The sequence below is a fragment of the Algoriphagus taiwanensis genome (assembly GCF_036245645.1).
Taxonomy (GTDB): domain Bacteria; phylum Bacteroidota; class Bacteroidia; order Cytophagales; family Cyclobacteriaceae; genus Algoriphagus; species Algoriphagus taiwanensis.
This window is the reverse complement of the sequence record NZ_BTPE01000010.1, coordinates 75333-87517: the sequence shown is the minus strand read 5'-3', so window position 1 is coordinate 87517 and position 12185 is coordinate 75333. Positions and strand designations below refer to the sequence as shown.

At 45.4% G+C, this 12185-nt stretch carries 7 protein-coding genes; 5 read left to right on the top strand and 2 right to left on the bottom strand.

The annotated features are described in order from the left end of the window. The first annotated feature begins 1 nt into the window (after position 1). The 4 genes from AAA938_RS14115 to AAA938_RS14100 all read left to right on the top strand — a co-directional run bounded on the left by AAA938_RS14115 (position 2) and on the right by AAA938_RS14100 (position 7142). Positions 2-1462 carry a pyruvate kinase gene (locus AAA938_RS14115; protein ID WP_338229389.1) on the top strand — a complete coding sequence of 487 codons (1461 nt, stop codon included), beginning with the start codon at positions 2-4 and terminating at the stop codon, positions 1460-1462. A gap of 153 nt (positions 1463-1615) precedes the next feature. Continuing rightward, a complete protein-coding gene (locus tag AAA938_RS14110) occupies positions 1616-1984 on the top strand; it encodes a nuclear transport factor 2 family protein (protein WP_338229388.1) in 369 nt (122 codons plus the stop codon). 302 nt (positions 1985-2286) lie between these two features. Continuing rightward, on the top strand, positions 2287-5349 hold the full coding sequence (locus AAA938_RS14105; protein ID WP_338229387.1) for a SusC/RagA family TonB-linked outer membrane protein: 3063 nt from the start codon (positions 2287-2289) through the stop codon (positions 5347-5349). A gap of 47 nt (positions 5350-5396) precedes the next feature. Beyond that, positions 5397-7142, top strand: coding sequence for a RagB/SusD family nutrient uptake outer membrane protein (locus AAA938_RS14100; protein ID WP_338229386.1), 1746 nt, complete (start codon positions 5397-5399; stop codon positions 7140-7142). A 158-nt stretch (positions 7143-7300) separates the two neighbouring features. Here AAA938_RS14100 and AAA938_RS14095 read toward each other — a convergent pair whose 3' ends face one another. Together AAA938_RS14095 and AAA938_RS14090 are read right to left on the bottom strand one after the other, a co-directional pair. After that, positions 7301-9130 (bottom strand): metallophosphoesterase, encoded by a 1830-nt coding sequence (locus tag AAA938_RS14095; RefSeq protein ID WP_338229385.1) that lies wholly within the window; start codon positions 9128-9130, stop codon positions 7301-7303. Then, positions 9127-10179 carry a phosphatidylinositol-specific phospholipase C1-like protein gene (locus AAA938_RS14090; RefSeq protein WP_338229384.1) on the bottom strand — a complete coding sequence of 351 codons (1053 nt, stop codon included), beginning with the start codon at positions 10177-10179 and terminating at the stop codon, positions 9127-9129. The genes AAA938_RS14095 and AAA938_RS14090 overlap by 4 nt, the downstream gene beginning before the upstream one ends. Positions 10180-10359: 180 nt before the next feature. Between AAA938_RS14090 and AAA938_RS14085 the strand changes: the two genes are divergently transcribed. Continuing rightward, on the top strand, positions 10360-12177 hold the full coding sequence (locus tag AAA938_RS14085) for an alkaline phosphatase (RefSeq protein ID WP_338229383.1): 1818 nt from the start codon (positions 10360-10362) through the stop codon (positions 12175-12177). Positions 12178-12185: the final 8 nt, after the last annotated feature.

Genomic DNA, 12185 nt, shown 5'->3' with positions numbered 1-12185 from the left:
TATGTCGCCCGAACTAGATACTTTGCGAAGTGCTCTTCTCCAACTCGAAGAGGAAATGAGAAACAGTCCTACCCGCTATGCTTCTCTTTTAAGTGCTGTTCATCCCTCTCAGTTAGAGTCGGCCAAAAACCTGCTCAATTACCTTATTTTAAGGAAAACTGACATCCAAGAGCTTCAGGAGAGCCTTCATGAAGAAGGTCTATCCTCTCTTGCCAGCTGCGAAAGCCATGTGTATCGTCAGATTCAGGTGACCCTTTCGAGACTGGGAGAGGAAGTTCGCCCTTTGGATCCTTGCTCCATGGAGTTTGGATCGAAGAAAATCCAAAAGAACAGCGAACGCCTATTTGGACTGCATCATGCAGAATGGCCCTCTTCGGTCATGGTTACTTTTGATCGGTCTTTTTTTGATGAAAAGAAATATGTCGAAAAGCTCTTGCAAAATGGTATGGGCGTAGCCCGAATCAACTGCGCCCATGACGATCCCAATACCTGGACCCAGATGGTCAGAGAAATTCAGCGAGCCTGTAAAAAAACAGGTCTTTCCTGTGCTATACATTTTGATCTGGCAGGTCCCAAGATTCGCACTGTTTTGCTTCAAAAAGGCAGAGAATCAGGCAAAGCTGAAATCAAAGTAGGAGGTAGAGTCTGGTTGAGCGATTCGGCCAAAGGGTTTACCCAGAAAGAGGTGGTGGTAAGTCCCAATGAGCCGGGGCTGATTCAGAGTCTGAAGGTGGGGGAGCGGATCTATTTCGATGATGGACTGATCAGGGCCAGAGTGGAAAGGATCACCAAGAAAGGTGCAGCCTTGAAAATAGAGCGGATTTCATCTAAAAAACCATTCCTGAAAAATGAAAAAGGGATCAATTTTCCTGACTCTGTTTTAGCTATTTCTTCTCTGACAGATTTTGACCGAAAATGCCTTCCCTTGGTAATAAAATTGGCTGATACGGTTGGGTTTTCTTTTGTAAGGACCCCAGAAGACTTGGCTGACTTACGGAGTGAAATGCTCAAATTGACTGCTACTCCACCTCCGGTTATTTTGAAAATCGAAACCCGGGATGCGGTCGTTCAGCTACCGGGACTGTTGCTGGAAAGCATGAAAGAGCCTTGCTTTGGGGTGATGATTGCAAGGGGAGATTTGGCAGTGGAGATTGGCTTCGAGCGGTTGGTGGAGGTGCAGGAAGAGATCTCCTGGATTTGCGAAGCGGGGCATGTTCCGGTGATTTGGGCGACACAAGTCTTGGAAAATCTACACAAGTCAGGAATTGCTTCCCGTGCCGAGATTACCGATGCAGGCAGGGCCGCGATGGCAGAGTGTGTCATGATCAATAAAGGGGAGCACACTTTGGAAGTACTAAAAACGCTCAAGGATATCGCTAAGCGAAGCCGGGCCCTCAAAGTGAAAAACAGGCTGATATTTAGACCACTAAGGATTGCAGAGAGTTTCTTGGAAAATAACTGACCCTGATCTGAGCAATTTTTTTGGACTATTTCACCATTTATGGAATAAGAATTAAGCATTTACTCCAATCATTTGACTTTTGGCAAAGGCTTTGTACCTTATGAACACAGCGAAATCACCCTTTCGCCCTCATCCTACTTAACACATTCAGCTATGATTTCAGAATCAGAGTTGGTCGCGCTTTCTTTGGAAAAATTCAAAGTCTGGGAAAGCTTTGATCTCAATAAATTCGAGCAGCTTTTTGATGCCGAGGGGCTATTAATCTGCTACAACGGGAAGCCGGAAACCAAGGAAGAATTGCGGCAGGAGTTTCAGAATCCCAAAAGAAGGCTGAATCAGGTTTCCTTGAGGAGGCCCATTGTCCGGATTTTTGGAACAACGGCAGTGGTACATGCTGAAGGAGCGATGACCATGACTACTTTGGGGAAAGAAGAAACCCACGAAATGAACTTCCTGGATGTCTGGGTAGAGCGTGAAAACGGCTGGAAATTGGTTTCGGCGCATTTCAATCAGGTGAACTGATTGTTAATTGGTATAAGGATTTGTAATCTTTCACTATTAACATCCTTTTTGGATTAAATTGAGTTTTTACTGAGATGAAATAGGATGGACTGTCTTTTTTCCAGATTTGGTTTTTGATAATTTTTTTTCAAAAGCGGCAGGTAACAATTGTCTAATTCAAAAATAAATTTTCATTAAAAAAGACAGGTCTTTTTCAAAAAAATACATGAAGTAATTTCATAATCTGTTGATTTTCAATTCCGGTCTAAGGGAAGCGGTCAGTCTAACTTCGTGGCTTAATCCAACCTTTAAACCAGTTGAAAATGGTAAACTTTACAAATTTTGATGCAGCCCGAATTTTTAAAACCGGGTTGCTGTGCAGTATGCTCTTTTTTTTCACAGGGGGAATAGGACTTTTCGCCAGGCCTACATTTCCCTTAGCATTGCAAAAAGCAGAGCTCGAAGTGATTACCGGAACAGTAGTCGATGAGACAGGGGCTCCATTGCCAGGTGCGGCTGTTTTGGTAAAGGGAACCACCACAGGAACAATCACTGACTTGGATGGTAATTTTTCATTGGATGTGGGAAGTGATGCGGTATTGGTCATTTCCTACTTGGGTTACGCTCCCCAAGAGATCGTCGTGGGGTCCGAGTCCAAGCTGATGATCCGACTGGAGCCCGAAAGTTCCCAACTCAACGAGATTGTTGTTGTGGGTTATGGTACCCAAAAGCGCTCGGATGTAACCGGTGCGATAGGTTCCCTGAAAAATGAAGATTTCAACCGCGGAGTCATCACCAATCCAGTAGATCTTCTTCAGGGAAAAGTGGCCGGGGTAAATATTACCTCTGTCAGTGGGGAGCCCGGCGCCAATCAGAATGTAATTATTCGAGGAATTGGTAGCTTGAGGTCAGGAACTCAGCCCCTTTATGTTTTGGACGGGTTTCTTTTGGATAACTCCGATACAGGTATCGCATCCAATCCGCTCAACTTTCTCAATCCCAATGACATCGAAAGCATCGATGTACTCAAGGATGCGAGTGCCACCGCACTGTATGGCTCTCGTGCTTCCAACGGGGTGATTGTCATCACTACCAAAAAAGGAAAGTCGGGCTCTTCCCAGGTCAATTTGTCTGCTTCTACAGCTTGGTCTTCAATGGCCAATACCATTGATGTTTTCAGTGCGGATGAGTTTAGACGACAAGTAGTCGCGGTAGGAGGGAACTTGGAGGATTTTGGAGGAAATACCAATTGGCAGGATGAGCTGACTCAGGTAGGTTTCTCTCAGGATTATAGCCTCTCTATGAGCGGAGCTAATTCTGAGCGCTTTTCATATTTCGCCTCTCTTGGCTATCAGGATCAGGAAGGAATTCTGAAAAACAGCAATCTGAGACGGTATTCAGGAAAGCTCAATATGAATCAGAAAGCCTTTGAAGGCCGCCTGATCGTGGATTACAATTTGACAGCATCCTATACGGAAAACCTCCGTCCGGCAATTGGTTCTATTGCCAGCGATATGCTTTACTTAAATCCAACCATTCCCGCATTTACCAACGGTGAGCCTACTTTGCTCAACACCAATGCGCTGAACCCGCTAAAACGAAATGAGCTCTACAGTGACGATGCTGCGAATAACCGGATTTTGGGGACTATTTCCCCTTCATTTGAAATTATCGATGGGCTGACCTACAAGCTCAATCTCGGGGTGGATTATTCGAATACCGCCCGATATATTCAATACAAGCCTTTTCCAGAGGTAGTCAATGAGTCCAATGTATCTGACGGGACTCTGGATGAATTGATCTCATCCAATACAAACAGCCTGATTGAAAATACACTTACCTACAATTGGAATAATTACAAGCACAACTTTACCGTCTTGGTAGGGCATTCATTCCAGACTTTTTTGGATGAATTCAGAGGCACTTCTTCAAGAGGCTTTGCAGCCAATAATATTGAACCTAGATATCAGGATCACAATAGCACCAGCGAGTTTCCTACTACGGTCAATGCCTCCGCGGTCAGAAATGAACTTCAGTCCTTTTTTGGTAGGCTCAATTACGTCTATGATGAGAAATACCTGTTTACTGCCACTTTCAGAGCTGATGGATCTTCCAAGTTTGGTGAAAACAACCGGTACGGTTATTTTCCTTCCTTTGCCTTAGGCTGGAATCTGAGCAAAGAAGGCTTTATGGCTGGTTCTGTTTTCAATAACCTGAAGCTGAGAACCAGCTGGGGTCAAACCGGAAATCAGGAGATTCCTTCAAAGATTACCAAAGCAAGTTTCTCCGAAGATCGACTGGCTACAGGGGCAGGCAGTTTGAATACCTATCCCATTGACACGGACGGAAATTCTCTGGACGATTATCCCTATGGGATTGTTTTTACCCGCTTGGCCAATCCCGATTTGCAGTGGGAGGTGTCCACCCAGTTTGATGTAGGGTTTGACTTTGCCTTTTTGGACTACCGTCTGACCGGTACTGTGGATTATTTCAACAAGGTTTCATCCAATATCCTCTTGGAGGTGGTCCCTGCAGATCCCGTTCAGCCTACTTCCACTTTTTGGGATAATATCGACAATATGGAGATCGTGAATCAGGGGTTTGAGCTTGCTCTTAATTACAACAGCAATCCTCAAAAAGCCTTTACTTACACCATTGGAGGTAATATTACTTTTATCCAAAATGAAGTCAGGGATTCTCCCTACTCCGTATTGACTACAGGTGCGGCCCAAGGGGCTGGACAGACCGGAGCTACCATCAACGGATACATCAACAACCAACCGATCGGTGCATTCTACATGCTACAGTTTGACGGAATCGGTGAAGATGGGCTAAACCGATTTGTGGATGTGAATGGAGATGGAGAAATATTGGACAATGACCGGGTAGTGGTAGGAAGTGCTATTCCCAATATGATCTACGGGATCAATTCCTCGATGAGATTCAAAAACTTTGATTTGACCTTGAATTTCAACGGTGGAGCCGGGAACAAAATCTACAATCATACCACCATGTCCCTTTTCACTAAGGCTCAGCTTTCCCGATCCAATAATACTACCGACTTCGCAGTTCAGTTTCCCGAAGAATCCATCAACAACTCCAACACCGTTTCTACCCGATTCTTGGAAAACGGGGCTTTCTTCAGGCTCAACAACGCCTCTCTTGGTTACTCTGTAAATCCTGAGCGATTGGGAGTGGGTAATGCATTTCAGAATATCCGGTTTTCTCTCACAGGACAAAACCTCTTTGTCATCACAGATTACAGCGGTTATGACCCTGAAGTCAATACAGGATCTACTTCCGGAGGAATTCAGACTTTCGGGATTGACCGATTCACTTATCCACGAGCTAGGACTTTTATGCTCAATCTTAATCTGACCTTCTAAGGTGAAGGTGGAAAAGAAAGGAAATTAATCATTAAATCATCAAAAAAATGAAGACGTTTAATATTAGAAAATTAATTCCCGTGACCTTGTTTTTTGTCACGTTCCTGAGTTGTACGACTCTGGAGGAGGAGATTCTGGATGAATCCCTCACCGGTACCGGTCAGGCCGAGATTGTAAGCGGTTCGATTGCTCCTGTTTATGGAATGCTCCGGCAGGTATGGTTGCACACTACCAATTTTGGCCTTCAGGAAGTCGCTTCGGACGAGGGCATTCTTCCCTACCGTGGAGGTAGAGACTGGTTTGACGGAGGTAAATTCATCGCTGTCCATCAGCATCTCATGACACCGGGCAACAGTTTGGTGGGTGACTCCTGGACCTTTATAACGTTAGGTCTATCCCGGGCAGTAGCAGCCGAGGAGCAATTGGGTTTGGAAGTGGAAAATGGGAATAGCTCGGCTCAGAATCCCCTTTATGAAATGGTAGCAATCAAGGCCTATCTGAATATGCTGGCTTTGGACAACTGGGGATTGGTGTTTAAGAAAGATCGATCTGATCAGCAATCCCAAATACTCCGCGGTCAAGAGGCGGTGGAATATTTGGAGTCTGAGTTGCTCTCCGTGGTGGGGGTCATCAGCAGTACCAATGGCCCTGGAAGGATGAACAAATATGCTGTGGAAGGACTTTTGGCAAGACTGTACCTGAATGCAGCAGTCTATCGGGATCCTTACGGGACACCCAATTTCCAACAAGAAGATTTGGAAAAGGTAATCCAATACACTAGCAACATTATCAATGGGCCTTTTTCTCTTTCCCCTGAATACTTTGATATTTTCAATGACGACAACAATACCAATCCGGAGGTGATTTTCTCCCTGGATCAGCGAGGAGTATTGCAAACAGAACACAGCCGATGGCAGTATTGGTCCATTTCCGGAGATCAGATTCCAAGACCGGAATTTCCCAATACCCGCGGTACTGATGCTGTAGCGGCAACCCCGGATTTTATTCAGTCTTGGTATGATGCTTATGGAGATGTGGACCCTGCTGATGCTGATGCACGGTTCTTTCAGGAGAATACCATTATTCCCGAGAACCTAAGAGATCTCACCGGAGTCAATCCGACCAATGATGCCGATCACTACTACTGTGTGGAGGCCACCGAGTTTGAAATGGACCGAGGAATCCTCAGGGGAATCATCTGGGGTCCAAGAAAGGATGAAACCGGTAGCATAATTACCTGCGAGGACGGAAAAGTCAGAATATATCCCGTAATCAACAGAAGAAGCAGCGGTGCGGATATTCGCTATGTGGACCATAACTTCCAGGTAGATTTTACCAATGAGGGAAGCCTTCACAATACCGGACACCGCTTTTCCAAATATCAGTTTAGCCGGACAGCACCCAATTGCTGCAGCAACAGCAGCGTGGATATCGTATTGCTCAGATTGGGTGAGGTGTACCTGATGCGGGCAGAGGCCAAATTGAGAAAAGGCGACAATACCGGAGCGCTGGCAGACGTGAATACCCTTCGAACCTCAAGAAACGCCCGGCCTGCTCAGACTCCTGCAGCCCTAAATTCCATGGACATGGATATCCTCTTCCGCGAATCTGGCTTTGAATTGTATTGGGAAGGATTAAGAAGGGTATATCAAATCCGATTTGGTAAATACGAGGACATCTGGACCGAAAAAACAGACCGTGATCCGAATAAGCGACTGTTTCCCATTCCCCAAAGAGCCATTGACGGAGCTTCAAATATTCAGGGATTCTTGGTTCAGAATCCTGGTTATTAATTTCTTATAGGTTGTAAGTTCAAAAGCCGAGCGGATTTTCCGTTCGGCTTTTTTTTTGGATTTCATCCAGTGAAAATGCTTCAAGGCAAGAAGGCTAATACAGAAGTTACAATTCCTTTTTTGACTGAAATGCTCCGAAAAGAATGATTTAACCGGGTTTAATCCGCCTTTCTGATGCTAAGGTCTTGCAAATCAATAAAAAAATCCTCGGAAGGCATTCCCTGGCTAAGTTTTCCGAGGATTCTAAGAAAGGATGAAAATTGCCCATTCAAAGAAGTGTCAATAGAGGCAAGCTTTTTTTTGCCAAGTTGCTGATAAAGATCAACTCTTTGGGATGGAATTTCTTTTATTCCGAGGTCTCCTCCATTTTTGATTTTATAGAAATCTTCCATCAGATGTCCTCGCTTTCCGGATTTTTGGATTTCTGTCCAAATCCTGTCCAAAAGTTCTCCTCTTTTCTCCAAAGGCGTATTCAGCCAGGTCTCCAACTGATCTTCGCTGATGCCCTGAACCAGATTTTTCAAAGGTTCAGGCCAATCGGAATTCGAAAATCGAAGTCTGATCAATTCCTGCAAGTGAAAGCCGGTATATTCCAGGTAATTCTCCGAATCTAAAATTTCCAGATTCCAGAGTTTTGCTCCTTCTTTTTGGCCAAGCCACTGATGCTCCATTCGGTACAGATCAAAAAACTCGTCAAATCGATCAGCCTTTTCAATGAGATGGGTTTGGATATACATGGTAGAATGATCTTGAAGCTTCATGGTTTTGTAGGCAGGCGGGTAGGCAGCCAAGGAAGGGACTTGGATATTGATCAAGAGGGTAGAGTCCCCTTTGGTGATTTTTCCTGTGTCATTGATGTGCATATGTCCCGCAAAGTGAATTCGCAACCCCGCATCGACATACCGGCTGGAAATTTCTGCCTTGGGTACCCGGACCAGCTGAAACTTTCCCTCACCGAATAATTTGGCCATCTCTTCCGAGCTTCCTTCATGAAAATCAGCCAAGGGATAATGACTGAAGGAAACGAGTGTTTTTCCCCTTTTTCGGGCTTCTTCACTGATTTTTCGAATCCATTTCAGCTGATGTTCCTTATTGTCGGCTGCCAAATTGAACCCTACGGATGAACCTCTCCAAGCCAAAGAATCAATGGTTTCCGGAGTTCCGGAATAGGTGTACACATTGGCATCGATCGCCAATAGCCATAATCCCGGAGTAGGTTCTACCAAGTAACTGGCATCAGGAAGCAAAAAGCCGGTTTTGGGATCGGTAAACAATCGTTTTTCCATCGCTGATTTTCCTTTGGTAAATTCAAAAGAGTAGCCTTCATAATCCCAATCCATAAAGGGATGGGTCCAGAAAATGTCTTTCGGGTTTGGGCTGAAGCCAAAGGATTGCAGAGGCTTAATCAGATCAAAATATCCCCAATTGGCGAGAGCAGGGCTTACTGCGGCATTGGAGTCAACTGCCAGTGCCGGATCACTGACAATTGCTTGGTTTTGGCCTTCTTCTCCCAGAAAGTCCCGTTTTCCATCCGGGTTTCCAAAAGGGGAGACTGGATCGTGATTTCCGGTGGTGAGAAAAAACCGCATCCCATATCGATCAGCAAATTCGTCCAAAATCCGACTTAGCGCCAGCACATTCATCGGTTGACCGTCATCGGTGAAATCCCCGGGTAAGACAACCAATTGAATGCCCTTTTTCCCAAGATCATTCAAAGCACTGAGCAGAGCAAAGTAATTTTCATTGAAAAGCCGGGTGGAATTGAGCTGACTTTCCATAGTCCGGATAGTGGCCCACCTCCCATTCTTGGGATTCAATACTCCCTGAAACTCTGGGGATTCAAAATCCCCGTAGACATCCTGCAGGTGAATATCTGCCAGAAAAGCCACCTGAACATCCGGGGCGGATTGTGCTAGGATATCATTTTGGATACAGGAAATCAGAATTCCGGCCTTTATCAGGGCTGCAATCAGTCGGGGATACTTCACTTTTTGATTAGGACAGGGTTTGGTCTTTCGTATCCTTTGTTTTCAAATTGGACGGTGTACTGAGAATCGAAAAATTTCGAAGGAAGGTAATAGTCAGTCGAAATCACCTGTGCCCCGGAGGCTTTGGCTTTTTCGAATTGGCTGTAGTCTTCTGTCCGGGCTTGTTTGGTATCCGAATCTGCCCGCGTTCGGATCAAATATCCTTTTTCTACCAATTCCCGGATGTAATTCTCCTGAGTGACTGGATTATTGATGATTCGGAATCCGGCCTCGGGATTTCCTTCTTTGAGATTGACAAAAAGGACGGCATTTTCCAGACCGGGTTTGGCCTGAAGATAGCGGCGGATTTTCTCTTCATTTTCATCCAAAACAAACAAAAACTTACCCCGCACATCATCGATTTGGGGCCAGTTTCCGGCCAATACTGCCTCCTCCAGATTGGAGTAATTTCCCCGGACTTGATCCGGAGTGATCAGATTTTCCAATCCGAGATGGGTCCGGATTTCCAGATCAATGCTATCCAGAGCGGCAGTGGAAAAAGAAAGCGGGGCGGTCGTCATAGGAACTTGCCCGTCTTTGGCATTGATCAGAACAAAAACAGGATGATGGTCCGGATGGGCTTCACTCCAGGCTTTCAATTCGAGCAAAGCATTTTTGAAGAGGAGATGATGGGAGTAGAAATCCAAATCCTGCACATGGAAGAGCTTCAGACCGGGTTTTTCCAGGTCTTTGTCAGGATCGAAAACAGTCCCCTCAGGAAGCATGGCCAAGCCTTTGGGCTGACTGTACCTTCCCCCAAGTGGATCATGAAATACGTCCAATTCCAAATTTCTCAATCCCAGATCCAATTGATCTGAGAGGGGGATATGAGCATACGCCAAGCTCTGGGCTGCCGAGGGATTGATTCCTTTCAAATAATCCAGAATAGGAGCGGGCATATCACTTTTGTAGCTGTTATGGCTACCGATGACCTGTGTTTCATTCAGTTTTTGGGCAGATGCCGAAAGAGTTAAGCAAAAAATTCCAAGAGCGAGGGTGAGTTTTTTCATTATCCAGGATAGACTTTTAAACCTCAAATATTCAATATTTTGCTGGCTTAGGATTTACCCTTCTGTCAAGTTTTTGTTACCAAAGGCAAAGAGTAGCCTGGGTTTTTATCCTTTTGTTAAGGATTGGAGTTTCCTCAGTTTAACCCTCAGAATTTTGGCTTTGGGGCCTTATTTTTAGCCATGAAAAAATACCTCTTTCCTTTTTTATTCCTTCTTGTTTTTGCGCAGGAAAGGCTCTTGGCACAACAGGACTTCCGCCTTCATTCTCATAATGATTACCTTCAAAAAGTGCCTTTTTGGGAAGCATTTTCAGCAGGGGCGGCCTCTATCGAGGTAGATGTGATTCTTCAGGATGGGCGGGTGATGGTGGCTCATGAGAAAGAAAGCATACGGCTTGAGCGGACCTTTCGATCCATTTATTTGGAACCCATCCAACGAGCTGTGGAATTAGGGATGATCGATGAATTTGACTTCCATCTTTTGGTGGATTGCAAGACAGAGGCATATTCCACATTGAAGCAGGTGATGGAAGATGCCGCGGAATTCCCTTCCCTGCTTTTTTCCTCCCAAAATCCTAAAGGCCTTAAATTGATTATTTCTGGAAATAGGCCTAAGCCGGAGGATTATAGCAGCTATCCGGAATGGATTCTATTTGACTACCAAAGCAAAAACCTGACTCCCGATTTGCCTTGGGAGAAAATCGGCATGGTGAGCCTGAGTTTTCGTCAGTTTTCCGTGTGGAATGGTAAGGGAAGAATGGTGGAAAAGGAGCTTCAGGGAGTAAAGGATTTTATTCAGTTGGTTCATCAATTTGACAGACCGGTTCGTTTCTGGGCTGCTCCGGACAGCAAGTCTGCCTGGAAAGCATTTCAGGATTTGGGGGTGGATTTCATCAATACGGACCAGCCCAAAGCCGCCCAAGAATATCTCGCTACTCTCGAGCAAAGAGTCTATTCCGCGGAAGAGAAGCAGCCGGTATATGTTCCCACGTATCAATGGGATGGAGCGGATATGCCAGTTGAGCGGGTCCTTTTGCTGATTGGAGACGGGAATGGTTTGGCACAGATTTCTTCAGCACTTTTTGCCAATGGAGGGAACCTGAATCTGGCACAAATCCGGAATATGGGACTGATCAAAACTCAGGCCGCGGATGATTTTACCACGGATTCTGCGGCAGGGGCCACAGCTTTTGCCACCGGACAAAAAACCAATAATCGGGCTTTGGGAGTTGGTCCAGATGGAGAGCGATTGAAAAATCTACCGGAGATTTTGGCCGAAAAAGGCTTTTCTTCTGGAATCATCACCACAGACCAAGTGACCGGGGCCACTCCGGCAGCTTTTTATGCCCACCATCCGGAGCGGGATGATACGGATCAGATTGCAGGCTATTTGCCAAAAAGTGCCTTGAGTCTGGTCATTGGCGGAGGAAAAAGTACCTTTTTGCGCCTGGATTCAGCCATGTCCAATGCGGGTTTTGAAATGGCGGATCGGCTGGAAGGTTTGGGTGAAATGAAGTCCAATCGGGTAGCCTATTTTTCTTCACTCGGTTCTAATCCGAGCATGGAAAAAGGCAGGGGGGACTTTCTGACCAAAAATGCTTTGGAAGCACTTAAGTTTTTCGCGCAGAAGAAAACTCCCTTTTTCCTGATGATTGAGTCGGCTATGATCGATTCAGGCGGTCATGCCAACAGCACGTCCACCATTGTGACTGAGATGTTGGATTTTGATCAATTGATTGGGGAAATGATAAGATATGCTGATTCCAACCCGGGTACCTTGATTGTAATCACTGCCGACCATGAAACCGGGGGAGTTTCTATCCCCCAGGGAAATCTGGAAAGGGGAGAGGTGGAACTGGGATTTCACAGCGATGATCATACCGGGATTTTGGTGCCGATTTTTGCTTATGGACCGCATTCGGGAGAGTTTCGGGGCATCATGGCGAACACGGAAATTTTTGAAAAGTTGATTCAACTTATTCGTATTTCAGATAAATGATTCCAAAA

Excerpts from the sequence above, each read along its gene's own strand:
- AAA938_RS14115 (WP_338229389.1), top strand. The coding sequence starts at position 2 with ATGTCGCCCGAACTAGATACTTTGCGAAGTGCTCTTCTCCAACTCGAA.
- AAA938_RS14110 (WP_338229388.1), top strand. The coding sequence starts at position 1,616 with ATGATTTCAGAATCAGAGTTGGTCGCGCTTTCTTTGGAAAAATTCAAA.
- AAA938_RS14105 (WP_338229387.1), top strand. The coding sequence starts at position 2,287 with ATGGTAAACTTTACAAATTTTGATGCAGCCCGAATTTTTAAAACCGGG.
- AAA938_RS14100 (WP_338229386.1), top strand. The coding sequence starts at position 5,397 with ATGAAGACGTTTAATATTAGAAAATTAATTCCCGTGACCTTGTTTTTT.
- AAA938_RS14090 (WP_338229384.1), bottom strand. The coding sequence starts at position 10,179 with ATGAAAAAACTCACCCTCGCTCTTGGAATTTTTTGCTTAACTCTTTCG.
- AAA938_RS14085 (WP_338229383.1), top strand. The coding sequence starts at position 10,360 with ATGAAAAAATACCTCTTTCCTTTTTTATTCCTTCTTGTTTTTGCGCAG.